The organism is Shewanella sp. 5_MG-2023, assembly GCF_030547465.1.
GTDB lineage: Bacteria > Pseudomonadota > Gammaproteobacteria > Enterobacterales > Shewanellaceae > Shewanella.
In genome coordinates, this window is the sequence record NZ_JAUORC010000015.1 from 23737 (window position 1) to 47847 (window position 24111).

Annotated in this window: 22 protein-coding genes and 1 pseudogene; 9 read left to right on the forward strand and 14 right to left on the reverse strand. The window is 40.6% G+C overall.

The features are described 5' to 3' along the window. Positions 1–74 precede the first annotated feature (74 nt). Genes Q4557_RS10430 through Q4557_RS10440 form a run of 3 tightly spaced genes read left to right on the forward strand, consistent with a single transcriptional unit; the run spans position 75 to position 3871 of the window. Positions 75–3311, forward strand: a complete 3237-nt coding sequence (locus Q4557_RS10430) for a YdbH domain-containing protein (RefSeq protein ID WP_303412544.1) — start codon at positions 75–77, stop codon at positions 3309–3311. A 27-nt stretch (positions 3312–3338) separates the two neighbouring features. Further along, positions 3339–3521 carry a YnbE family lipoprotein gene (locus Q4557_RS10435; protein ID WP_303412634.1) on the forward strand — a complete coding sequence of 61 codons (183 nt, stop codon included), beginning with the start codon at positions 3339–3341 and terminating at the stop codon, positions 3519–3521. Positions 3522–3538: 17 nt separating this feature from the next. Next, positions 3539–3871, forward strand: a complete 333-nt coding sequence (locus Q4557_RS10440; protein ID WP_102476248.1) for a YdbL family protein — start codon at positions 3539–3541, stop codon at positions 3869–3871. Between the two features lie 156 nt (positions 3872–4027). On the opposite strand, the gene Q4557_RS10445 is transcribed toward Q4557_RS10440, so the two are convergent. The 3 genes from Q4557_RS10445 to Q4557_RS10455 form a co-directional block, all read right to left on the reverse strand. Beyond that, positions 4028–4435, reverse strand: coding sequence for a hypothetical protein (locus tag Q4557_RS10445; protein WP_102438181.1), 408 nt, complete (start codon positions 4433–4435; stop codon positions 4028–4030). A 13-nt stretch (positions 4436–4448) separates the two neighbouring features. Continuing rightward, positions 4449–5087 (reverse strand): GNAT family N-acetyltransferase, encoded by a 639-nt coding sequence (locus Q4557_RS10450; protein ID WP_102438183.1) that lies wholly within the window; start codon positions 5085–5087, stop codon positions 4449–4451. 223 nt (positions 5088–5310) lie between these two features. Beyond that, positions 5311–7206 carry a choice-of-anchor I family protein gene (locus Q4557_RS10455; RefSeq protein ID WP_303412548.1) on the reverse strand — a complete coding sequence of 632 codons (1896 nt, stop codon included), beginning with the start codon at positions 7204–7206 and terminating at the stop codon, positions 5311–5313. A 264-nt stretch (positions 7207–7470) separates the two neighbouring features. Between Q4557_RS10455 and Q4557_RS10460 the strand changes: the two genes are divergently transcribed. Beyond that, positions 7471–8682: a multidrug effflux MFS transporter gene (locus Q4557_RS10460; RefSeq protein WP_303412549.1), complete on the forward strand. Its 1212-nt coding sequence runs from the start codon at positions 7471–7473 to the stop codon at positions 8680–8682. Between the two features lie 53 nt (positions 8683–8735). Here the strand turns inward: Q4557_RS10460 and Q4557_RS10465 are convergent, their stop codons facing one another. After that, positions 8736–9341 carry a LysE family translocator gene (locus Q4557_RS10465; RefSeq protein WP_102519679.1) on the reverse strand — a complete coding sequence of 202 codons (606 nt, stop codon included), beginning with the start codon at positions 9339–9341 and terminating at the stop codon, positions 8736–8738. Between the two features lie 412 nt (positions 9342–9753). On the opposite strand from Q4557_RS10465, the gene Q4557_RS10470 reads away from it, so the two are divergent. Both Q4557_RS10470 and ilvN read left to right on the forward strand, forming a co-directional pair. Beyond that, positions 9754–11472 carry an acetolactate synthase 3 large subunit gene (locus Q4557_RS10470; RefSeq protein WP_102530656.1) on the forward strand — a complete coding sequence of 573 codons (1719 nt, stop codon included), beginning with the start codon at positions 9754–9756 and terminating at the stop codon, positions 11470–11472. Next, on the forward strand, positions 11472–11966 hold the full coding sequence (gene ilvN / locus Q4557_RS10475; protein WP_076537586.1) for an acetolactate synthase small subunit: 495 nt from the start codon (positions 11472–11474) through the stop codon (positions 11964–11966). Before Q4557_RS10470 ends, ilvN begins: the two co-directional genes overlap by 1 nt. Positions 11967–12374: 408 nt before the next feature. Here the strand turns inward: ilvN and Q4557_RS10480 are convergent. Further along, positions 12375–12542 (reverse strand): annotated as a pseudogene (locus Q4557_RS10480) (transposase); the annotation flags it as partial. Between the two features lie 205 nt (positions 12543–12747). On the opposite strand from Q4557_RS10480, the gene Q4557_RS10485 reads away from it, so the two are divergent. Continuing rightward, positions 12748–14169: a DEAD/DEAH box helicase gene (locus Q4557_RS10485; RefSeq protein ID WP_102476243.1), complete on the forward strand. Its 1422-nt coding sequence runs from the start codon at positions 12748–12750 to the stop codon at positions 14167–14169. Between the two features lie 195 nt (positions 14170–14364). Here the strand turns inward: Q4557_RS10485 and Q4557_RS10490 are convergent, their stop codons facing one another. From Q4557_RS10490 to Q4557_RS10500, 3 genes are all read right to left on the reverse strand, one after another. Then, positions 14365–14757 carry a VOC family protein gene (locus Q4557_RS10490; protein ID WP_102476242.1) on the reverse strand — a complete coding sequence of 131 codons (393 nt, stop codon included), beginning with the start codon at positions 14755–14757 and terminating at the stop codon, positions 14365–14367. Between the two features lie 83 nt (positions 14758–14840). After that, positions 14841–15260 (reverse strand): VOC family protein, encoded by a 420-nt coding sequence (locus tag Q4557_RS10495; protein WP_102438333.1) that lies wholly within the window; start codon positions 15258–15260, stop codon positions 14841–14843. Between the two features lie 27 nt (positions 15261–15287). Beyond that, a complete protein-coding gene (locus Q4557_RS10500) occupies positions 15288–15530 on the reverse strand; it encodes a hypothetical protein (protein ID WP_102476241.1) in 243 nt (80 codons plus the stop codon). A gap of 115 nt (positions 15531–15645) precedes the next feature. Between Q4557_RS10500 and soxR the strand changes: the two genes are divergently transcribed. After that, the gene (gene soxR / locus Q4557_RS10505) at positions 15646–16095 is read left to right on the forward strand and encodes a redox-sensitive transcriptional activator SoxR (RefSeq protein WP_102438202.1); all 450 of its coding nucleotides are present in this window, start codon (positions 15646–15648) and stop codon (positions 16093–16095) included. A 234-nt stretch (positions 16096–16329) separates the two neighbouring features. Here the strand turns inward: soxR and Q4557_RS10510 are convergent, their stop codons facing one another. From Q4557_RS10510 to ushA (Q4557_RS10525), 4 genes are all read right to left on the reverse strand, one after another. Next, positions 16330–16797, reverse strand: coding sequence for an Hsp20 family protein (locus Q4557_RS10510; protein ID WP_102438204.1), 468 nt, complete (start codon positions 16795–16797; stop codon positions 16330–16332). A 306-nt stretch (positions 16798–17103) separates the two neighbouring features. Further along, on the reverse strand, positions 17104–18780 hold the full coding sequence (ushA, locus tag Q4557_RS10515; RefSeq protein ID WP_102519677.1) for a bifunctional UDP-sugar hydrolase/5'-nucleotidase UshA: 1677 nt from the start codon (positions 18778–18780) through the stop codon (positions 17104–17106). A gap of 337 nt (positions 18781–19117) precedes the next feature. Beyond that, complete coding sequence (locus Q4557_RS10520) at positions 19118–19792, reverse strand: alpha/beta hydrolase (RefSeq protein WP_303412635.1); 675 nt, start codon at positions 19790–19792, stop codon at positions 19118–19120. Between the two features lie 148 nt (positions 19793–19940). Next, positions 19941–21653, reverse strand: a complete 1713-nt coding sequence (gene ushA, locus Q4557_RS10525) for a bifunctional UDP-sugar hydrolase/5'-nucleotidase UshA (protein ID WP_303412558.1) — start codon at positions 21651–21653, stop codon at positions 19941–19943. A 473-nt stretch (positions 21654–22126) separates the two neighbouring features. Here ushA (Q4557_RS10525) and Q4557_RS10530 point away from each other — a divergent pair, with 473 nt between their 5' ends. Further along, the gene (locus Q4557_RS10530; protein WP_303412636.1) at positions 22127–23134 is read left to right on the forward strand and encodes a glutathione S-transferase family protein; all 1008 of its coding nucleotides are present in this window, start codon (positions 22127–22129) and stop codon (positions 23132–23134) included. A gap of 37 nt (positions 23135–23171) precedes the next feature. On the opposite strand, the gene Q4557_RS10535 is transcribed toward Q4557_RS10530, so the two are convergent. Together Q4557_RS10535 and Q4557_RS10540 are read right to left on the reverse strand one after the other, a co-directional pair. Further along, positions 23172–23399 carry a DUF3389 family protein gene (locus tag Q4557_RS10535; protein WP_102438220.1) on the reverse strand — a complete coding sequence of 76 codons (228 nt, stop codon included), beginning with the start codon at positions 23397–23399 and terminating at the stop codon, positions 23172–23174. Positions 23400–23482: 83 nt separating this feature from the next. Next, complete coding sequence (locus Q4557_RS10540; RefSeq protein WP_102438222.1) at positions 23483–23965, reverse strand: peptidylprolyl isomerase; 483 nt, start codon at positions 23963–23965, stop codon at positions 23483–23485. Positions 23966–24111 lie beyond the last annotated feature (146 nt).

Below are 24111 nucleotides of genomic sequence, written 5' to 3' on the forward strand. Positions count from 1 at the left end.
AAATGACAGTTCGCCTTTTTACTGTTAAACGATTCTTTATCCTATGCTTTTTTACCATTGCATTAGGCTTGCTTGTGCTGCAACAAAATTTTCGCCCTATCGCCTTAAAAGTACTTAACACCCTCACCTCGGCTTATGATATTCAGGTTAAAGATCTCGCGGTTAGCTTTGATACTGTTAATAAACTCAATTTTAAATTTATCTCCCTTGAGTATGAAGATAGTGTAATTAGCTTACACAATGCCGAGCTAAGATTAGTCGATGGCTATGGCGCATTAAAAAACATGGCTCTGACAATACAAGATTTTGAGGCTGTTACAGTAGAAAGAATTGATGTTAACTTAGGTTATTCATTTCTTAAGCGCCGTTTTGTGGGTAAAGATAACCAAGCAACAACTGACGCTGATGTCGGCCTGAGTATCAATCATTTGCCGTTCATTGAGCTGGCTAAGATAAATATTTACTGGGCTGATGATAAAGACTTAACTCAGCCGTTAATCGAGGCGCATAATTTAAGCCTTGCTGCCAGTGGTCAAAATCAAAACATAGCAGTTAATCAAACAAGTCGTAAAAAAAGCGCTGCTACATCTTTTGCTACTTCAACTTCAACAATACTGACAGGTAAGCTGTTGCTTATGCAGCAAGAGTTTATTGATATTGCGCTAAGCCTAAATCCACGTGAGTGGCAGCTTAATTCCGATGTCGATATCAATAAAGTGCTCCAAAGCCTGCAATTGCTGGAACAGTCAGTGACTCAGAGAATAACGGCCACCACGAATACAGATGAACAGCAGGGATTACAACTATTATCCCAAGCTTTAGCCCCTGTAATAACGCCTATTTCAGCGGCAAATTATCAATTTAATGGCAACTGGTTAGGGCAAACACGATTAGATTTACCAAGTGGGTCAATCAGCAGTCATCACGAAATTAGCAATATTGAAATCGCGCCAACTGCTGACAATAACGTTAATAGTACTATTAGCTTTAAACCTGAAATGCCCATCAGCCTCGAGGTTAATTATCAGCCACAAGATACACATAATGCTAATCAGCGGGTATCAATTTCTTTAGCGCCGTTTTCGTGGCAGCAATCCACCAGCCCAAAGGCGCTTATAAAACTCAGCGGTTACTTAAATGATATTCAAGGTAATCGTGCAGATAGCGTTGCCAACGTGAATCAAAAAGTCGAAGATCGCCAAAATCTCGAAAAAAACCAAAGTGAGAACAATATACAGTCATTACTGACTCAAGTTGCTAAGCTTAGCGCCGAGACAAATACAGGATTACCTAAGGGTGACGCCACTATTGACTGGTCTTTGGCGTTTAACTCACCGACTTACATGGATATCACACTGGCTAACGATAGCCCAAACTCAAATAGCCATTATGATTTACATATAGCTTCATTCAATGCACAAATAGCCCATCCACTGCTTACTACTCAGCTCATTTTTACTGATAACAGCGCCGCTATTGCTAATGAAAACTACCAAGTAAAAAGCGCAATAAATGTTGATATCAACCAAGTTAAACCAATTGATTTAAGTCACTTAGATAATGTCGACAGTACTTTAATTATTGATGGCGCAAGCTTAACAGGCCAATTAGCTGTTGAGCATCAGCTAAGTCAAAATCACCCCACAACCAAAGTTAGCCTCAAACAAAACGCTCAATTACAGCTTAGTGATTTAAGCTTAATATCTGCCAACAAACTTATCGCCTTTGAGGGACTTAACTGGCAACAACAAGGGGCTAGCGAGCTTAGTTCAACCATTGACGGCAGCCAAATAAAGCTCAATGACTTCTCATTCGGATTTGATAAGTTTCATCTTCAAGATCTAAGCACGGCAACTGATACGATTAACGCCAAAGAATCGCTTGAAATACATTTAGGCCAATTTGCTGTTGATGCTAAACAAGCAATTGAGTTATTTATGCCAGCGACGTTACCCGTGGATGAATTAACCTCAAAGCTCTTACCTTCAAGTATGAACCAGCCTAAGAATCTAGCTAGTAACAATTCAACTAATGACATCAAAAGCCAACCAAGCTTACTTACGTCATTATTAAATCAGCGCAATAGCAGTGATTTAATCTGGCAATTAAACGATATCCGCATCGATAAATTGATCCCGACTAAATCAAAACTGCGCCGCTATCCACTACTGCGATTAGACAGCTTAACCCTTGAACAAAACCTGCAGTTACACAGCCAGCTGCTCACAGGTAAAGAGCTTTGGCAACTTGATGAGCTAGCACTATCGAGCTACCACCTACTGCAACTACCTAAAAATAATAACCCTTTATCATTAGCCGGTCAGTGGCACACTGACTCTGATTTAGCCCCTCTGCTTGGAGTGTTAGCGCAAACTCAAATGCTGCCGAGTGATTTATCCATTGCAGGCCATAATAAATTGGATGCTGGTTTTGCCCTTGTTGAAAGCCAAGGGGTATCCTTATTTGAAATGAAATTTACTCAGTCACTCTCTGATGTTGAGGCGCAGTACAACGAAATGTTTTTTGATAATGGCAGTATCAATGCCCAATGCCAATTTAACTGGCAACAAGCCCATAGCTCACAATTATTAACAAAAACCTACAGCCAAAGTCGATTATTGTGTCAACAAACTGAGCTAAACATTGCTAACGCCTATGTCGGCATAAACTTAGATGAACTCAATCTCAAAGCCGATATTTCATTAGGTAAAAATGAGCAAATACCTGCCAAGAACTGGTTACAAGAAATCACAGGTTTAAGTGATACAGACGTCAACTTAACAGCACGGGGCAATTTACTGGATGGCGAGTTTTTAATACCTGAGTTTTTTTTAAAATTACACGATAAGTCAGAAGGCTATTTGATGCTTAACGGCATTAGTTTACAAACCTTACTGGCAGCACAGCCTCAAGTAGGCGTATATGCCGATGGGATCTTTGACGGAGTCTTACCCGCGACTTTAGTTGATGGAAAAATTAATATTGCCGGAGGCCATTTAGCCGCCCGAGCCCCTGGCGGCTTAATCAAAGTCTCTAATAACCCAGCACTTGAGCAAGTGAACGCAAGCCAACCTCATTTAGAGATAGTGGCGCAAGCATTAGAACACTTGCAGTATTCCGAGCTAATAAGCACACTTGATATGCAACAAAATGGCGATGCCCAATTAGCCGTTCAAGTAAAAGGACAAAGCAAAGATATTGAACGACCTATTCATTTGAACTACTCTCATGAAGAGAACCTATTTCAATTATACAAAAGCACGCAGATTGGTAACCAACTGCAAAATGATATTGAACGTTCCGTGAAGTAAAAGGACACCTTTGTGAACACTCAGTCGATTTACCGATTATTTCTTATTGCCGCATCAGTACTGCTGATAGGCGCCTGTACCCCAACCGTTAAAATTGAGCCACCAGATAAGCCTATTGTCATTAATCTTAATGTAAAAATTGAGCATGAAATCATTATAAAAATCGATAAAGAGCTCGATATTCTTTTAGAAGATGATGAGCTGTTTTAATCAATAAGGAAGCAATAATGAACACAAAAATCATGGCTTTAGTTTTAACGTTACTTCTAGGGTTAACACTGAGTTCAAATGTAGCTGCGTTGACATTGCAACAAGCTAAAGACCAAGGATTAGTTGGTGAGCAAACTAATGGTTATCTTGGTTTGGTGGTCAATGATAACGACGCAAAAACATTAATAACTGAGGTAAATAGTAAGCGAAAGCTACATTATCAAAAAATTGCCAAAAAGAATAAATTATCCACTGAAGATGTCGCTGCAAGAGCCGCGCAAAAAGCCATTGCCGCAGCCAGAAAAAGTCATTTTATCCAAACAGCTAAAGGGAAATGGACTCAAAAATAAATGACTAAATACCGATTTCAGTCGATCGATTATGGCTTGGAGCTTGGTATGAGAATTAACTGCATGAGGGATAATTGCATTATATGTACTAGCTCAGACTTTAACAAAACTAACGCGCCTTGGTTTAAAATACCTTGGCGCGCCGCAAACTTAAAATTACATAGTGACCATTGCCCAGTAATCGAGACGCGCCTTAGGGTCTAACACCGCTTTTTTACACACTTCTTTGTATTTATTCATTAACGGACCTAAGCCGCTTTGGCCTTGTAAACTGGCAAGCTGCTGGTTTTTCGCTTCTGTGACCGCTTTAGCCGCCTTTTCGGCACTTAAGTAGCCCGCGGCTAATTTTTCAGCTTCAACTGCTGATGTTTTCAATCTTTCACCAACCGGTTTCATCTGCGGCGCATTCATACCCATAATCATGCTAGAGCTAATTTGATAATATGCGGCACATTGGACTAATTCATTAGTAAATGCGGCTTCAGCTTTATCTTGCGCCTGTACGCTTAAGCTAGTGGCAACTAACGTGATCGCAGCGGCGAACTGATATCCTTTTTTAAACATACTGTATCCTTTCTTAGTAATTAATTTCTGAGTGCGCAATGCTATTGCTAAATTGTTGTTGGTAATGAGCTAAACGATGCTTTAAATGCTGCTTAACCGTTGGCCATTCTGAATCAATAATGGAGTAAACAACTGTGTCTCTGACTGTGCCATCTTTCAAAAGTTTATGGTTTCTTAACACCCCATCTTGCTTAGCCCCAAGACGCGTAATTGCCTGCCTTGATGCTTGATTGTGCCAATGGGTGCGAAATTCCACCGCCATGACATCCAAGGTTGAAAACGCATAATCGAGTAATAACAATTTGGTTTCGGTGTTAACACCGGTGCGCTGGGCACGTTTTGCATACCAAGTGTAGCCAATTTCTAAGCGACGATTAGGTTGATCCCATTGGCAGATACGGGTGCTACCGATCACCTCACCTGAGGTTTTGTCCCGCACGGCAAAAGCCAATGCTTCGCCAAGTTGTTCTTGGGCTATGGCTTTTTCAACATAAGCTTTCATATCATTGGCATGTGGAACCGAGGTATACCAAAGCTCCCATAAGTTGCCATCAGCAGCTGCAAGACTTAGCGCTGGCACATGCTCGAGTGTTAACGGCTCTAAAATGACATGTTCACCCATTAAAAAAGTATGACTGTCTGCGTATGCCATTGAGTGCTCCTAGATAAATAGTTAACTTGATCAAACAATGACAGAATACATGATCTAGATCAGAATAAAATCACCTTTTTGCTATTAAAAACAACAATAATGTCTTGTCTCATACGAACCAAAAAACCAAAAAGACCAATATCAATTGATATTGGTCTTTGGAGTAAGTGTTCTGAGTCAAGATTGCTGCTCGAGTGTAACGATGGATTTAGCTTATTTTGTGCTAATTAAAACTTATTTGATAAACACTGGTGCTGCCGCTTACTTCATTGCCAATAATTAATAATGGCAAACCTGTAGGGCTATCCTCAGCTAGAATAAATTTCATCCCTTCTGGGCCTAAATCACCCACAAGCTCAGGTTGCCCACTCATGGTTTCGCCGTCTATTTCAAAGTCGATATCAAAATCACGGTTCACCACATAGTCAATAAAACTGACGTCAAAAGGATTAGTAATATCGTAAATCATTATCCCAGATGTACGCTCTAAGCCGATGAAAGCATAATTTTTATCACCGATTCTACCTATCGCTAGCGCTTCAGGCTCAGGACCTTTATCATCACTGCGACTATCGCCTTTGCTTTCTTCATTATGATTGTTGAAGTTTTCACCTAGCACTGCTGCGGTAATCCTCTCAAAGTCATTACCACTATCAAAGACTAATTGACCAGCATGACTCCAGATAGAAAATGAGCGGCCACCATAAGATACAATTTTATCAAAATCGCCGTCATTATCATCATCACCCATGCTAGTGGTAACCTTTAATCGGCCTAATTGAGTTTTATCTTGGGCGGCTAATATTTGCGGGTGGCTTGAGTCTAAAATCAAATCATCGGCGCGGGCTTCTTCAGAAAAACCATCATAATCACGAGCATCACCTTCATTGGCTGTGACAATAAAGTCTTGTCCATGCCATTGAAAACTGGCGATAGTGTCAGGCTGATACATCCCATAGACACCAGCATAATTAACGATATTAATGGCATCATCTTTGTCGCTGGCATCAAGCTCATTACCTGCTTTACCGTAATCTTTAAGGCCTAAAGCATTAATGGCTTCGACGGTATTATTCTCTAAGTTAATCACTGCGATAGCATTGTTTTCTTGTAAGCTGACATAAGCAAACTGATTATCTTTGGACACTGCAATATACTCAGGCTCAAGATCTTGTGAAACTGAAGCGTTTGGTCCATTAATCTTAATCATATTACTAAGCTCATTATGGCGAGCTTCACCTAGATTAAATTCATTAAAATCAATCAAAGTAGCAGTATCTGCTGGCAGACCATCGGTAATCTCTATCAACGCAATAGTACCTTCTGGGTCAACGCTATAATCAGAGTTTGGCTCACCTTCATTTGCTATAACCAGTTTGGCACCATCATGGGTAAAAACCACATTATCCGGTAATGCCCCTACTTCTACGGCCTTAATAAATTCAGGCTCTGCAGTGGCTGATAATTGATAAAATGCAACGATACCCTTGCCTTGGGTCGCATTGCCGGCACTATCAGCTCTTTCAACTGCAGCGGCTAATAAGTCGCCATAAATACTGACACTGTTGACGCTGCCTAAATCATTAATTTCAGCATCTTCAGCAACGTTTACACTTAAGGTTTTAGTGAGGTTGTTTAAAGTAATCGCAGTTATGTCATCGGAACTAACCCTTGCTAACGAAGATAAGTCAAGGACATCTAACATGCCACTTTGTGCATTAACTACATATACGCTGTTGCTAACCTGATGAAAGTCAACAATTTCTGCTGCGCTTTGGCCATAAATTCCTGATTCATAACGACCGATTAGCCCTAACTGCAATTGACCTTGAGCTTCAGCACATAGTATTTGAGTTTGGCCAGTAAGCACTTCATCTGTGTCTAAAACACCATTTATGTTTACATCAATCCCCGTGTCGATCTGTTGACCACCAAAAGGACACTGGCTATTACCAGCAGTTAATTCAGTGATTGAGATTAACGAGCTTAAACCATTCGTACCATCAACACCTTGAACGCCATTAAGACCATCATCACCATTACAGCCTGCTAGCAGCATCATTGACATTACTGTGGTTAACGGCAAAAGTGTGGTTAACGGAAAAATTTTCGTTTTCATGCTTTAGTCTCTATTAAGTAATTGTTGCAAAGTTGGGCGCTAAGCTACTCAAGTTCGATGACACTAAGACGACAACAATGTTACTTTAATGTTAAGCCTCAACAGTCTGATTTAGTAAAGATTAAAATACACTTAATTCCTGATATTTTTCGATGCTGATCACCTTTTTCATGGTAAAATTTTGCCAGAATTTCGTACTCTCTTTCCTATAAAATTCTTCGATGTGATCCTATTTTATGTCTATCCAATGAGGTTTTTGTCAGCATGTCTTCTAACTCTCCTTCTGTGACCTCGACGCAGAACTCCCCAAACCTTGCCATGCTTATCCCTATGCTGGCTGCGATTGTGGCCATAACCCCATTAGCCATCGATATGTATTTACCAGCAATGTCTGCCATTGCTGACAGCTATTCAACCCATGTCACCACAGTGCAGCAATCGTTAAGTATTTACCTTGCGGGCTACGCGCTAGGGATGCTCACTTTTGGCCCGCTTGCTGATCGCTTTGGCCGTAGGCCCTTGGTCATTTTTGGCTTAAGTGGGTTTACCTTAATCAGTTTCTTTATTTCTATCACCGCTAATATTGAGTTATTTTTAGCGCTGCGTTTTGCCCAAGCATTTATTGGCGCAGCTGCCACGGTTGTGGTACCTGGTTATATTAAGGAAGTTTATGGTGACAATACTGCCAAAGGAATGTCTTACGTCAGCTTAATAATGATGTTAGCGCCGTTACTTGCGCCCAGTGTAGGCAGTTTAATTTTAGAAGTGGGTGAATGGCCGTTAATCTTTTTAAGCCAAAGTTGTTATGCTATATTTTTGCTTTTGTTGGTTATTTTTAAATTAAAAATGCCCAGCGACAAAGCAAAAGATGCCCGCAGTAATAAGTCTTTTTTAAACGCCTATAAAACCGTGCTGAGCCGCCAAGGTGTGAAACTCAATATTAGTTGCGGAGTACTGACTTCCTTTGCGTTTTTCTGTTATTTAACAGCTTCGCCTTTCATTTATATGGAAGTCTTTGATTTAGATAAAACCTTATTTTCAATATTATTCAGTACTAATGTCGGCGCTCTGATGTTGGCGAACATTTTAAACTCTCGAATTGTCGGGCGTTTTGGCTCAAACAGAATGCTGTTTGCTGCAACCGTGTTTGCCACCTTAGCAGCCGCAGGTTTGTTGCTGGTGAATCTTTTAGGCTTGAGTTACCACTTTACTGTCGCCATGCTGATCCCATTAATGGGCTGTTTAGGAGTGATGTCAGTTAATGCCGATGCCATTGTGTTGATGAAATTTAAACAAGAAACCGGTACTGCAACGGCTGTAATTGGCACTCTGAGATTTGGCTTTGGCTCATTAGCTGGCCCTTTATTGGCTTTCTTTTATACTGGCACCGCGGTGCCATTTTCGGCGATGATGTTGTTATCAGTAATGCTGGTAATGGGTTGTTTATTGTTTCAACGTACCCAGCCAAGAAACTAATCATCTAGCGGCTTGAACTTGTAATAAAACGGCTCATAAAGAGCCGTTTAAATTCACACTAACACCATAGGTAATGTGCTTAGTAACATCGCCGCCATCAACCAATTAAAATTTCGCTGACGAATAGGTGTGTTTAACTTCTGACTGATAGAAGAGCCTATCAGTACCCAAAGCAATGACATTGGTAGCCCTACAATATTGAATACCAGCACCCCACCAATTGCCGTTGTCCAATATAAATCACCACTAATAGTAAATGCGCTTAATAAGCTAATTGAAGCCATCCATGTTTTAGGGTTTATCCATTGGAAAAAGGCCGCTTCAACTAAGGTTATCGGCTTAGCCCTTTCGCTGGCTTGATTGCGTCCATGTTGCGTGGCTATTTTGACCGCGAGATAGATCAAATAGCCAATGGATGCATATTTTAACATCTGATGCAGTAGCGGCCATGACTCAAATAAAGACCCTAACCCCAATAACATAGCCACATGCAAACTGGTTTGGCCTAAACGGATCCCAATCATATGCGGTACGGTTTGTTTAACACCAAAATTAGCTCCAGAGTTAGCCAATAGCACATTATTAGGCCCTGGCGTACCCGTCATGGTAGCGCAAAATAGTGCGGCCGATAGCATCAACATGACAACAGATGGGTCCATACATTTCCTATTTAAACATTTTTAATCAAATCACCTTAAACTCAGCAAATACCTGTCCGAAAAACAACACGATACAAGCAAGCGTAATATACTCGGTTTAATTCAAGTTTCTGCAGTTTTCACGCTTTTTAATTAATTTAAAACGCCTAATTGTCATTTATCTTAAACAATCATGAAATACTTTCACCTAAATTACTTTATTTCAACAAGACACTTGTATCGTGCTCAAAAATAAATATGATGAAGGTATCTTGGAAATCAGCAAGATACATATTTAGTCAAATTATCTGAGGCGGTTTTCTACTGCGTAGATAAGCGAGTTCGAATTACCGTTCGGGCTTATTTTTAGAACGATTACCGTCGTTGTAGCAAGATACTGTTTACCATAACGGTAACTTAAGAGGATTTAGCAATGGAAAAATTATCCGGCGCCAGCATGATAGTGCGCTCGTTAATCGATGAAGGCGTAAAACACATTTTCGGCTACCCAGGTGGCTCAGTACTCGACATCTACGATGCGCTGCACAAAGATTCTGGCGTAGAACATATCCTAGTAAGACATGAACAAGCAGCTGTGCATATGGCTGATGGTTATGCCCGCGCCACCGGTGATGTGGGTGTCGTACTGGTAACCTCTGGTCCTGGTGCTACTAACGCCATTACCGGTATTGCTACCGCCTACATGGACTCTATTCCTTTAGTGGTTTTATCAGGCCAAGTTCCGAGTAATTTGATTGGTAATGATGCTTTCCAAGAATGTGACATGATTGGGATCTCACGCCCTATTGTCAAACATAGCTTTTTAGTTAAAGATCCCCGTGAAATCCCCGAAATCATCAAAAAAGCTTTTTATATTGCAGCAACCGGTAGACCTGGCCCTGTCGTAGTTGATTTACCAAAAGATTGCTTAAACCCTGAAGTCCTGCACGAATACATTTACCCTGAAAGCGTTAATATGCGCTCTTACAATCCGACAACCGCAGGCCACAAAGGTCAGATACGCCGTGGATTACAAGCGCTGTTATCGGCTAAAAAACCGGTGTTATATGTGGGCGGCGGCGCTATTATTTCAGGTTGCGACCAACAAATTATTCGCCTAGCTGAAAAGCTCAATATTCCAGTCATTAATACCTTAATGGGCTTAGGCGCATTCCCTGGCACTCACCCACAATGCTTAGGTATGTTAGGCATGCACGGTTTGTATGAAGCTAATATGGCGATGCACAACTGTGACTTAATTTTTGGTATTGGGGTGCGTTTTGATGACCGTACCACCAATAATGTAGAAAAATATTGCCCTAATGCCACCATTTTGCATATCGATATTGATCCGGCATCTATTTCTAAAACCATACGAGTGGATATACCGATTGTTGGCTCTGCTGAAAATATCCTCGATAGCATGTTAGCTTTACTTGATGACACCGAAAAAACCAACGACAGCGAAGCGCTTGATGCTTGGTGGGTTGAGATTAATCAATGGCGCGAAAAAGATTGTTTAGCCTATGACAAATCAAGTAATCGCATAAAGCCACAGCAAGTGATCGAAACACTGCATAAATTAACCAATGGCGATGCCTACGTCACCTCTGATGTGGGTCAGCACCAAATGTTTGCCGCGCTTTACTATCCATTTGATAAGCCACGCCGTTGGATTAACTCAGGCGGGCTTGGCACCATGGGCTTTGGTTTACCTGCTGCCATGGGCGTAAAAATGGCGATGCCAGATGAAACCGTAGTGTGTGTTACGGGTGATGGTTCAATCCAAATGAATATTCAAGAACTTTCAACTGCGCTGCAATATGACACCCCAGTAAAAATCATTAATTTGAATAACCGTTTCTTAGGTATGGTTAAGCAATGGCAAGACATGATTTATTCAGGTCGTCATTCACACTCTTATATGGATTCAGTGCCTAATTTTGCCAAAATCGCTGAAGCTTATGGCCATGTTGGCATGACGATTAGTGATCCTAACGAATTAGAGTCAAAGTTAGCTGAAGCATTGGCAATGAAAGACAAGTTAGTCTTTGTTGATATTAGCGTTGATGAAACAGAGCATGTTTATCCAATGTTGATCCGTGGAGAAGCAATGAAAGATATGTGGTTAAGTAAAACGGAGAGAAGCTAATGCGTCGTATTATTTCTGTATTATTAGAAAACCAACCAGGGGCATTGTCTCGTGTGGTTGGACTGTTTTCTCAGCGTGGCTACAACATCGAAAGCTTAACCGTTGCGCCAACAGAAGACACCACCCTGTCACGCCTTAATATTACGGTGAATGCTGAAGCTGATGTTCACGAACAAATTGAAAAGCAACTTCATAAGTTAATTGATATTTTAAAAGTCTCTAACATAACTGAAAATGCCCATATTGAGCGAGAACTGGCATTGGTCAAAGTTAAAGCCCAAGGAGAGATGCGTGAAGAAGTCAAACGCACTGCTGATATCTTCCGTGGTCAAATAGTGGATGTCACCGCCAGCTTGTATACCATTCAAATGGCCGGTACCAGCGAAAAAATAGATGCCTTCATCAGCGCGCTTGCTGAAGTCACAAAGGTAATTGAAGTTTCTCGCTCAGGCGTTGTAGGTCTTGCCCGTGGCGAGAAAGTCATGAAAGCATAGCAGTTCACTTTTTGCATGGCTAGTAACAAGTCTATGCTTAAAAAAGTGTCACAATAAAGGGAGCTGATTAGCTCCCTTTATTATGCTCATTATTGACCCCTCCTGAGATAACCTGTTTTTGAGGCTAATTGATTCACTGTTCATGTTTGAGAGCAATAATGTTTGATCAGAAATGGCAGGGGGTTGCTTATTTATTGAACTTCGACTTGATGAAATTTGATCGTTTTCACTAGCTGAAGTGAAGTTATTGTCAATTGAAAACAATATCGTTTGATCATTTTGTAACTCACCTCTGGACATTTCCGAGTTAGATCTCTAAATCTAATTGGTGAATTTAGGATTAAAATTTCTATGCTAAGTGAGTTCAACTACAAATGAGTGGCCAAATTCACCTTGTCACTACACTAAACGTTCATTTCCTACAAATGCCAGTAACTCTTTGGGTTGCTCACCTTTAATCGCTGAATTTATGCGTCGTTGAATACTAGTGTAATCTGAAGTTTCAGGTGTTGCAGCCATTTGCGCGCGAATTGGATTCAAATCAACATAGGCCATACAGGCAAGAACTGCTGCGTCAAAACTTTATTGACTGCCGACAGATCATATTGATTCACCTTGTTAGCTTTACGCTTAAAGCGAAAACAGCCCTACCCTATATTTTGCTCACTCTGTTATACTAACCAGCTATTCTTTACCACTGCGCCATGATTAACGCTAAACCAAACATTAATCATTGCTGACAGTGTTGTTAATTATCATTTTACTTTACCCGAGATTACACATGCCATTTTCGAAGCTGGGATTAAGCGATCCAATAATCAGTGCACTTAGTTCTTTAGGTTATACCAAGCCGACTCCCATTCAATCTAAGGCTATACCTGTTGCTTTATCGGGTAAAAATATCATTGCCGCGGCGCAAACCGGCACCGGTAAAACAGCCAGCTTTGTACTGCCTATTATCGAACGCTTTAAAGCCCCCCATAAAGTACGTGGCAAACGCGTCAAAGCACTGGTATTAGCACCTACCCGTGAACTGGTGATTCAGGTTGAGCAAAACATAAAAAAATACAGCCAGAACTTATCAATAAATTCAATGGTCATGTATGGCGGCGTTGACAGTAATGCCCAAAAGCAAAAGCTCATTGAAGGCATTGATATCCTGGTGGCAACGCCTGGCCGTTTGCTGGATATGTATACTCAACGTGCCGTTAACTTTGACGAGCTTGAAGTGTTAGTGCTTGATGAAGCCGATAGAATGCTGGATATGGGCTTTATTGAAGACATTAACCGCATCATCGAATTGTTGCCTGATGAACGTCAAAACATGTTGTTTTCAGCCACTTTGTCTAACCAAGTTCGCGCTCTGGCTAAATCAGCCATGCGTAACCCAGTGCAAATTTCAGTGGTTGAAGATGCTGACGCAGCGCCAAAAATTGATCAATGGTTAGTTACCGTTGATAAAGAAAAGAAGTCAGCATTACTAAGCCAGTTGATTAAAGACAACGATTGGAAACAAGCGCTGATCTTTATCGAAACTAAACACGGTGCAGCAAAGCTGGTGACTCAATTAGAAAAGCGCGGCATTATTGCAGAGTCTTTTCATAGTGGTCGTAGCCAGCCGATACGTGAGCAATTACTTAAAGATTTTAAAGATGGAAAAATCACCTATCTTATTGCCACTGGTGTTGCTTCTCGTGGTATTGATATTGATGACTTACCTATCGTCATTAACTACGACTTACCATACCCTGCTGATGATTATGTGCATCGCATTGGTCGTACTGGCCGTGCTGGGGCGTCTGGTATTGCAGTGTCATTGGTGTCAAAAGATGACTTTAAAAATCTCTGCGCAATTGAGCGCCGTTTGGGTCACTTAATTGTCCGTAAAGAAGTTGAAGGCTTTACTACGCGTAAAGAAGTACCGATTTCAATCTTAGATTTTGTGCCAAAGAACGCCAAAGTGCCAAAAGCGAAAACTGATGACAAGCCAACGCTTTCTCGTGGCAAGTCAGATAAGCCAAAGAATAATCATTACGATAAAAATAAAGCCAAACGCTTTAACAAAGAAAGCGCAGCTAAAAGCCCATATAAAACTAGTGACCGCGGCGAGAATAGAAGCTCAGACTCTCGCAAGCCTAGTAAAAATAACACCAGCAGATCAGTGCCCAATGGCACTGGCGCTGTAAACCCTTGGGGTAAATAGGCTGATATTTTTATAGCAGCTAGGTTAAAAGCCACACTTGGTCAATATTGTTTAAAGCGCCGCTAATTTAATAGCGGCGCTTTTTTAATGCTGATTACCTCAGTATGAGTATCTGTAGTTAATGGTTAATGGTTAATGGTTAATGGTTAATGGTTAATGGTTAATGGTTAATGGTTAATGGTTAATTGTGAATGGTTATTTATCACGAATAGTCACTCGCCACGGTGGATTTAATCGATTCTCTCCTGCCCAATACAGCTTTATCTTATTACCTGCAGGATCAAACAGCCTTGCTTCACGCCATAAATAGTCTTGATCTGTGGGCAAAGTTTCAAATTCGATGCCTTTTTTAATCAGCTGATTAACCCATTCATCTAGTTGCTCATGTTCAAAATAGATAACGGTTCGGTTATCACTCATATTCAATTGCAGCTCATCTAAGGTTAATGAAAAACTGGCCTCACCATCAGGACACATAAAACGAGCGTAATGGGCAGTATTAACGATTTGAGTAAAACCGAGAGTTAAATAAAACTCACAGGCTTTAGTCATATTATTAACCGTTAAGGTAACTTGATTAAGATGCATACTGACTCCGACTTAAGATAAATCTCCAACTAATACTGTTCGTTTTTACTGTTGCTTATACTATTTATAAGCGCCAATGAAATTTAAACATAACGATTTCGTTCACTGGGAATATCCGTTAAATACTGGACAAACTCTACCTCAATGCCATCAGGGTCTAGATAATAAACACTGTCAGAGTAAGTATCTTCACGGCCTTTAATCGCTATTTCAAAACCAGCTTGCTCCATTCTTGCCATTAAACTTTTAAGATCTGACACCACATAAGCAAAATGGGCTAAGCCTAAATCATAACCTTCATTGGGACGCATTTTTCCTTTACCGCCATCGTTAAGCGATAAGTAATTATATTCATCACCAAAGTGCAGCCATTTACGCTGCACCCCATGCCACTCACCTTCACCACCGCCGCGAACTTGCCAATGGGGAAAAGCTGCCCGATAAAACGCTAAGCTAGCGTCTAAATTTTGTACTACTAAATTTAAATGCTCTAATCGCATAATCATATTCCTTGTTTTAAAAAGCTGACATTACTTATTAATCATCACTTGATTGAATAGGGTTCGGCTTAGTTCAATAACCGCTGTGATTGCGTTTTCTGCTGACAAATCATGATTCTTAGCGCCACTTGGGGAGCGGCTTGGGTCATCTGAAGCATCATAAGCTTGCTCAGTGACCACTTCCTTAGAGGGTTTGATTACTGTGGTAACCGGAGTTGTTGTTCGATGACTGAATGTATTCACTTGTTCAGTTTTAAAAATTAAATACGTCATTTTGCCTCCTGCATTGCAACGATTTTTAAATCAACTTGTTGTAATATAGTGCCACTATAAAACCTCAACCTTGGTTGAGGTAAAGTATTATTTTTACTGTAATAGGAATATTTTGATGCTTGATGAAATGGATTTAACAGTCGGGCAAGTGGCCAAGCGTTGCGGCATAAAAGTCTCAAGCCTGCATTTTTATGAATCAAAAGGCTTGATCACCAGTTTGCGCAATCAAGGCAATCAGCGCCGCTATCGCCGAGATGTGATCAGGCGGATATCCGTGATAAAAGCCGCCCAAACCATGGGAATAAGCTTGCAGGATATCAAGCAGGCATTTAGCCACCTTCCCAATGAACGCACCCCAACCCCTGAAGACTGGGCGTTGCTATCGACCAAGTGGCAAAATCAGTTAACTAGAAAAATCAATTATTTGACTAATTTACGTGACTCTCTAGATGGCTGTATTGGTTGTGGATGTTTATCAATGAAAAACTGCCCCATATACAATCCTAATGATGAACTGGGTAACAATGATGCTGGTGCGGTCATTTTAGATAGAGCGCTTAAATAGGGGCTTGTGACTTTTACGAGCAGTGCTTTTATTGAAAGCGACGTTATCGCGAAGTGCTTTTGTTGAGAGTGACTTTAATGTGGGATCAATAATGTGGCGTCAATTTGTTGTGAGGGGCTTTATAAACAGTCATAAGGCAAAAAGCCCAACTAGGAAAATGAATCTAGTTGGGCAAAAATCAGGGAAGAGATGAAACTAGTGCCCTTTATTATTTACCTAAAGGGCGGTAACGCATTAACTTTCAATCGTATTACTGGTAGCGCTGCGCGCAGAATTAATTTGAATTTTACGTGCTTTTAACGCTTCAGGGATTTCTCTTACTAAATCAACATTTAATAAACCATTTTCTAATTCAGCACCAACAACCTTGACATGGTCTGCTAACTGGAAAGTGCGCTCAAATCCACGCTCTGCGATACCTTGATGTAAGTATTTACGTTCATCGTTTACTGCAGCCACTTTACTGCCTTTGATAAGTAACTTGTCACCTTCGCTAGTGATATCAAGTTCTTGCATACTAAATCCAGCAACCGCCATAGTGATACGGTAGCGATTTTCGCCAAGTAATTCGATGTTGTATGGAGGGTAACCGGTGTTACCATTTTGTACTGCGGCGTGTTCAGCCATTTTAGCTAAACGATCAAAACCAATCGCACTACGATAAAGAGGAGTTAAATCTGGAGTTAAATTAAATTTACGCATTGTCATATCCTTGTCTAAAGCAATATGTGAAAAATAAAATGCCATTATTGGCTGTTTGTCATTACCCTTGCGGCGTAATGCTAGTTAGTACCTCTATTGAGCGTGCCTAACTTACAACTAGATATGAGAACGATATTTTATTTTTCAAGTAAATTAGCAAAAATAATTTTTCCTTCAGCCAATTAATTTAAATATAACCATTAATAATCAATATCTTAAAAAGATAGAAATTTTCAAATAAAAAGACAACCAAGTGGTTGCCTTTAGGTTTAAATGCTAACAGAAGCTAACATTAACTCATGGATACTAATAAATACTGCAGCCTAATGAACTTTTAGATTGGGTAAATTTCACTTCATTTTTCGGATTATAATCCTCAATTTGAATATTTTTCTCTTTCTTAACGTATTCATAAAGCTCAATGGCATCTACATAACCCGCTTCAAGAATATTAATCTTAGGGTAATTGTCACCACCTGCTGCGCTAAAACTTGGAATAGAGAACTGATAGGTTGCCGATATATCAAAAGGCTGACCATTAATACTATGAATTTCAACGTCTTGATCACGACATTTTACAGTCATATCAATACCGTAAAATTGCGCATAAGCACCGCTAGTTCGGGTATTGGTAGCCACTTTTGATAAATAGCTAATTAATTTGTCACCTGACATTTCTGCTAAACCAATAGTATTTGAAAATGGTTGCACCGTGAGCACATCACGATAAGCAATATTTCCTGCCGGAATAGAGGCTCTGACGCCACCAGAGTTCATGATACCAAAGTCAGCGCGCACTTTATTACTGTGTACTTTCGCAATTAACCTACCTAAATTGGTTTGCTGGGCACGCACCACCTTGCGATCGCCTTGTAATAGCCCATCTACTTTACCTATGATCACATCAAGCTCTGCGCTGCCTTTTTGCTGATAAGGTAATAACGCCGCTTCAACCTCAGGGTTACGCTCAACATGCTCACCTACTGGCCAAGCAAGCTTTTTACCAAAAGCCATTCGCTTTAAGTTAATTGGAATTAATCGGTAGTCCACTAAATACAATTTACCGTTAATGTATTCAAAATCAGCGCGGCCAACAAAGCGTCCCCACTCATGGGCTTGCATAATCCAAGTGCCATTTTGTTTGTCTGGACGACAAGAGTCACCCGCGGTGAAGGTTTTATCATATTCACTGTTGCGACCAGCCATACACACTGGATTTTGCGAGTGCCCGCCGATAATGGCGTCTAACTGCCCTTCCTCTAACGCTCTAGCCATCGTGACATCACCAGGGGCATTACTGCCAAAATCTGCATCCTGATAATGGCCCATATGGGTAGCTGCAAACACTAAGTCTACAGTTTCATTGGCTTTTATTTGCGGTAACAACTGCTTCATTTCCGCGATAGGATCGGTAAAAATCAACGATTCTGTATGCAATGGATTAGTTAGCTTTGGTGTGTCGTTAGTGGTCAACCCCACTACAGCAATGTCAATATCACCCACTTTGAACACTTTATAAGGTTCAAAATAACGTTGATTAGATTCTTTATCATAGATATTGGCAGCCAACATTGGAAATGTCGCTAACTCTGCTTGCTCTGCCAATACTGACAATGGGTTATCAAATTCATGATTGCCCACCGCCATGGCATCATAACCAATCATATTCATGCCAATAAAATCGGGGATGGCGTTTTGTAAGTCGGATTCTGGTACACCCGTATTGATGTCGCCACCTGATAACACTAAGGTATGCCCACCATTTGCGGCGACCTCTTTACGAATACCATCAATGACAGTAAACCGCGCTGCCATGCCATACTCACCCGCTTTGTTATGCCAAAAACGACCATGATTATCATTGGTATGCACCACAGTAAATTTAGTGCAATTATTATCTTCGCAGTCAGGTTTTCGATCACACGCAGTTAAACTGGTTAATACACCGATGACGACCAGTAGACTCGGAATTTTTCTTATCATTATGTTATCCGTAAACCTTCAATTTAATACAAGTTGCCTGCAATTTGTTTGCAACTAGTTTCACTACATAAAACGAGCTGTATTTTAACAAAAGTTTACTAAATATTGTGATTTATTTTTAAGTTATCACTTTAAATAACAATGATTTAGTTTTTATTAATATACGCAGATTGTCCAATATAATAAAAAGGGATTTAGCCAAATGATTGAGCTGTTCGAATATAAAAAAGGCTCAGCGCCATAACAGCGCTAAGCCTCTTGTTTTTTATAGCATTTAACTATCACAAGTTAATAGTGACATTGTACTTAATTTGAAACAGCCACACTAAAGTGCCAGTTATGCTTTCCCGAGTTTATCGGTTAGCCATTGACCAATGTGGGACAACTGCGCAGGTATAACACTATGTGCCATAGGGTAAGTAAGCCACTTGCTCGAATAGCCTGCTTTAATTAAGGCATCATGGGCCATTTTTCCAGCAAATAATGGCACCACTTCATCTTGCTCACCATGGTTTTGTAATATCGGCGTATCACTGTTAGCTTCGCTTAAGCCCTCAGGTAAAGCCTCTCCTGCGGGTAAATAACATGACAATGCCATAATGCCTGCAAGTTTTTGCTCAAACCTCAACCCAGTAAATAAACTCATGACGCCACCTTGGCTAAAACCTACCAGCACAATGTTTTGAGCGCTAATACCCGATTCAATTTGTTCATTGATCAGCGCTTTTACTGCGATTTCAGAGGTTAACACCCCATTGATATCGGCTCGATCATGTAAATCCATGCTTTTAATATCATACCAAGATCGCATGATATAGCCGCCATTTATGGTCACCGCTTGTTCTGGTGCATGGGGAAAAACAAATCGAATACTATGATCACTTGGTAAACCTAAAACAGGCACGACGGGCGCAAACCCGGCCCCCGAGTCTCCTAAGCCATGTAACCAAATGACACATGACTTCGCAGGTGTAGCTGGTTCAACTGTTATACGTTCTAGTAGGGTTGTCACCGACGACATAATTAAATCCTTTATGATGAATTGCGGCTATCTTATACCAATCCATAAGCACCGTTAAGCTTGAAACAAAAAAGGTAGCCGTAGCTACCTTTTTCAATTTACACCGTTTTTAACTTACTCATTAGTTAATCAAAAGAAATTATTGAGCACAACTTTTCACTAACGCGCCATTACGGTAGAAGTTTAATTGACCTTCCACTGGCGCATAATCGGCAGCTGATAATACAGGATTTGCCACAAAGTACTCACGGAAAACAGCAGCATCGGTTAATTGAGTATCTATGTAGTTTTTATGTTGATTAATAACTGGATAATCGTCACCACCAGCAGCACTGAAATGGATTAACGAGAAGGTATAATCATCTTCTAAATCGAAACTACGGCCACCAAGAGAAGCAATATCGACGGTTTCAGCATCACAATTCACATCCATAGCTACATGGTTAAATTGTGGGAAACCACCACCGGTTTTAACTGCCACAGCAGCTAAATAGTCTTCAACTTCCGCACCCGTCATAGTGACATAAGACACAAAATTACCAAATGGCTGCACTGTTAGCACATCACGATATGAAATATCACCTTCAGCGATAGAAGCGCGGACACCACCTGAATTCATTACGCCAAAGTCTGCAGTGACATTGAAGTTATTGCTAACAAATTCTGAATAAGCTGTAGTGAGCAGGTTACCTAGGTTTGTTTGCTCAACACGTACCACTTCACGATCGCCTTCAAACTTACCATCAGTATAGGAAATCACCACATCTAACAATTCTTGACCGCGCTGTTGATATGGCAATAAGGTGTCATATACTGTTTGGTCTTTTTCAATTTCTTCAGTAATGAAAACTAACTCGCCACTTTCATCTTCTTGCTTTAAGTTAATTGGGATGAGTGAGTATTCTGCCAGCGTTAGCTCTCCATCCATGTATTCAAAATCAGCACGTCCAACGTACTTGCCCCATTCATGGGCTTGCATGATATAAGTCCCATTTTGCTGATCAGGTTTACAGTCATCACCTGGAGCAAAATCTGCGTACTCATCCCCTTCCATACACACAGGGTTTTGTGAATGACCACCTATAATCGCGTGCAGTTGACCTTGCTCAACAGAGCGAGCTAGCATCACATCACCAGCGGCTTCTGTACCATGATTACCGTCAGCATAATGACCCATATGGGTTACAGCAAACACCATATCAACGTCTTCATTGGCTTCGATTTCAGCAAGAACAATAGGCAGCTCGTCTTGAGGATCGGTAAATGTCAGTCTGTCGACATTTTCTGGATTAACAATTTTGGGGGTATCAACAGTGGTAAAACCGATAATCGCAATTTTTACGCCATTAATATCAAACACTCGGTAAGGTTCAAAATAGCGCGCGTCTGCATTTTTGTCATAGATGTTAGCTGCAAGCATTGGAAAATTAGCCAATGTTGACTGCATATCAAGTGTGCTTAGAGGATTGTCAAACTCATGGTTACCCACTGCCATAGCGTCATAACCTAATAGGTTCATCCCCATGAAGTCAGGAATGGCTTGCTGCATGTCTGACTCAGGTACACCAGTGTTAATATCACCACCAGATAAAAGAATGGTTTCACCGCCAGCACGCTCTACTTCATGTCGAATTTGATCAATCACAGTTTTACGCGCAGCCATACCATATTCGCCATTGCTGTTTTCCCAAAAACGGCCATGATTATCATTGGTATGAATAACAGTAAAGCTAGTACATGCATCACCAGCAGCTTCACAAGCTGTTAGGTTTTTATCATCGTCATTACTACAACCTGACAATGTCGCGAGTACAGCAGAGGCCACTAAGCATTTGCACAAGATGTTTTTCATGATCTAACCCTTAATCAATATAATTTTTATAATGTACGAGCTATCCAGCCCATTGCTGAATGCTAGCAAACATTGCATAAATCTCATGTCAGTTTGATTACAAAAAACCACAATTTACCCAACCATAACAACAAGATACATATTGGTAAACATTAAAATCAAAAACAAAACACTCGCACAAAAAAAACAAAACAAGTCAGACATTTCAAGCTGTAACAACACAAATTGTATCTGGTTGATATTTAAACCCATATAGCCATATTTCTCTATTGATGTAAGTCTTTTGTTAAAAGCACCGCAATTAAAGCAACCAATACTCGCTATTCCAATTCAATATTTTCAGTAACAGTAAATACATTTAGGCTCAAGCAGCTTCGAATTAATCGAACGTTATAGCCCATTTAATCCGCTTTTTTTGCTAAAATTTATCACTTAAACTCAGTCATAGAAGTTGAAATTATCAGGTGGCAATGATGGGGTTATTACAAAATGGACACTGGGTCGATCAATGGTACCCAACGAAGGAAAATGGCGGCAATTTTCACCGAGAAGATGCACAATTTAGGCATTGGATAACACCAGACGGCAGTGCAGAAGTAAGTGGTGATGCAGGCTTTAAAGCTGAAGCTGGACGTTACCATTTATACGTTTCATTGGCTTGTCCTTGGGCTCATAGAACCTTAATTTTTCTACAACTTAAACAGTTAACCCAAATGATTGATGTCACTGTGGTTGAGCCGCACATGCTCAGTAACGGCTGGGAGTTTGCAGGATCTAATCAGTCGGCAGCTGCTAATGCCATTGAAGGCGCTAATACCGATCCTTTGTTTAATAAAGATTACCTGTATCAAATTTACCAAATGGCCAAAGCTGATTATAACGGTCGTGCCACTGTGCCCGTATTATGGGATAAACACACTAATACCATAGTCAGTAATGAATCATCTGACATTATTCGTATGTTTAATCGGGCGTTTAATCATCTTACGGCTAACCATGACGACTATTATCCAGCAGCACTACCTCAAGATATTGATGAACTGAATGCCATGATTTACGACAACATTAATAATGGTGTATATCGCAGTGGTTTTGCTACTACTCAACAAGCATATGAAGCAGCAATAACGCCACTGTTTGCCAGCTTAGCGCAATTAGAACAACGCTTAGCAACAAAACGCTACTTAATGGGAGATGTGATAACTGAAGCAGATTGGCGTTTATTTACCACTTTAATTCGCTTTGATTGTGTTTATGTAGGCCACTTTAAAACCAATATTAGAACCATTGAGTCCTACCCTTGCCTTTCTGGTTACCTCAGGGACTTATACCAACAGCCTGGCATTGCTGACACGGTAAACTTTGAGCACATCAAGCAGCATTACTACTTTAGCCACCAACAAATTAATCCAACCCAAATCGTGCCAGTTGGCCCAGAGATTGACTATAGCAGTCCCCATAACCGAGATTCACTAGCCTAGGTGTTCCTGTAGTGAAGCTTGTCGCAGCCGAATCAGATTATTCGGCTGCAATGCCCATTATTTCGATGGCTTCATAAAATTGCTGGGCATTATCCAATTTTAAACTCCAGCGCACAGCGCCAGCATCTGCGATTAACATTAAACTGTCACTAAGACATTTCATGTCATCGACCATTGCGGTCAAGACGATGTTATTGGTATTTAATCGACACTGGATTTCAAATGGCGTGACCACTAATTTACCTTGGGAAAATTCAATTATCATTCGGATGCTTCTTTTATTTCAAACAAAAATCCCAAGTATATTAACTACACTTGGGATTACATTTGGGGTAATGCAGCAATAAATTAGTGCTGATGACCACCCTCACCGTGTGAATGACCGTGGGCAATTTCTTCATCTGTTGCTTCACGAAAATCAACCACTTCGATATCAAAGGTTAACTCACGACCAGCCAATGGGTGATTAGTGTCAATCGTTGCCATGAATTTACCCATTTTAACGATAGTCACTTGGCGTTGGCCTTCTTCAGTATTGACAATAGCAGACATGCCCACTTTCCATACTTTAGCGCCTTGTAGGTGTTTTACTGAAACACGTTGCTCAGCACCTTCCATACGCTCACCATAGGTCTCAGCAGCTGGTAATGTAACGGTGAACTTTTCACCCGCATCTTTGCCAGCAATGGCATTTTCTACACCTGGCATCATGTTGTCATGGCCATGTAAATAGGCGATTGGAGAACCACCTTCGTTACTTTCAATCACTTCACCTTGTTCGTCACGAAGGGTGTAGTTGAATCGAACTACCATATTGTCTTGAGCGCTCATCGAATGTCCTTAGTTTACTTCGATATCAATAGTTTCCGCAGCTTAACAAATACCCGATTAAGCTGCCAGTAAAAGCCGAGATAATCGATTGCTATGCTTTTAGCTTATGCTTTTAGCTTATTCTTTAAGCTTATTCTTTAAGCTTA

Bases quoted from the DNA above. Each gene is read 5' to 3' on its own strand.
- Q4557_RS10440 (WP_102476248.1), top strand. From the start codon at position 3,539: ATGAACACAAAAATCATGGCTTTAGTTTTAACGTTACTTCTAGGGTTA.
- Q4557_RS10445 (WP_102438181.1), bottom strand. From the start codon at position 4,435: ATGTTTAAAAAAGGATATCAGTTCGCCGCTGCGATCACGTTAGTTGCC.
- Q4557_RS10450 (WP_102438183.1), bottom strand. From the start codon at position 5,087: ATGGCATACGCAGACAGTCATACTTTTTTAATGGGTGAACATGTCATT.
- Q4557_RS10455 (WP_303412548.1), bottom strand. From the start codon at position 7,206: ATGAAAACGAAAATTTTTCCGTTAACCACACTTTTGCCGTTAACCACA.
- Q4557_RS10460 (WP_303412549.1), top strand. From the start codon at position 7,471: ATGTCTTCTAACTCTCCTTCTGTGACCTCGACGCAGAACTCCCCAAAC.
- Q4557_RS10465 (WP_102519679.1), bottom strand. From the start codon at position 9,341: ATGGACCCATCTGTTGTCATGTTGATGCTATCGGCCGCACTATTTTGC.
- Q4557_RS10470 (WP_102530656.1), top strand. From the start codon at position 9,754: ATGGAAAAATTATCCGGCGCCAGCATGATAGTGCGCTCGTTAATCGAT.
- ilvN (WP_076537586.1), top strand. From the start codon at position 11,472: ATGCGTCGTATTATTTCTGTATTATTAGAAAACCAACCAGGGGCATTG.
- Q4557_RS10485 (WP_102476243.1), top strand. From the start codon at position 12,748: ATGCCATTTTCGAAGCTGGGATTAAGCGATCCAATAATCAGTGCACTT.
- Q4557_RS10490 (WP_102476242.1), bottom strand. From the start codon at position 14,757: ATGCATCTTAATCAAGTTACCTTAACGGTTAATAATATGACTAAAGCC.
- Q4557_RS10500 (WP_102476241.1), bottom strand. From the start codon at position 15,530: ATGACGTATTTAATTTTTAAAACTGAACAAGTGAATACATTCAGTCAT.
- soxR (WP_102438202.1), top strand. From the start codon at position 15,646: ATGCTTGATGAAATGGATTTAACAGTCGGGCAAGTGGCCAAGCGTTGC.
- Q4557_RS10510 (WP_102438204.1), bottom strand. From the start codon at position 16,797: ATGCGTAAATTTAATTTAACTCCAGATTTAACTCCTCTTTATCGTAGT.
- ushA (WP_102519677.1), bottom strand. From the start codon at position 18,780: ATGATAAGAAAAATTCCGAGTCTACTGGTCGTCATCGGTGTATTAACC.
- ushA (WP_303412558.1), bottom strand. From the start codon at position 21,653: ATGAAAAACATCTTGTGCAAATGCTTAGTGGCCTCTGCTGTACTCGCG.
- Q4557_RS10530 (WP_303412636.1), top strand. From the start codon at position 22,127: ATGGGGTTATTACAAAATGGACACTGGGTCGATCAATGGTACCCAACG.
- Q4557_RS10535 (WP_102438220.1), bottom strand. From the start codon at position 23,399: ATGATAATTGAATTTTCCCAAGGTAAATTAGTGGTCACGCCATTTGAA.
- Q4557_RS10540 (WP_102438222.1), bottom strand. From the start codon at position 23,965: ATGAGCGCTCAAGACAATATGGTAGTTCGATTCAACTACACCCTTCGT.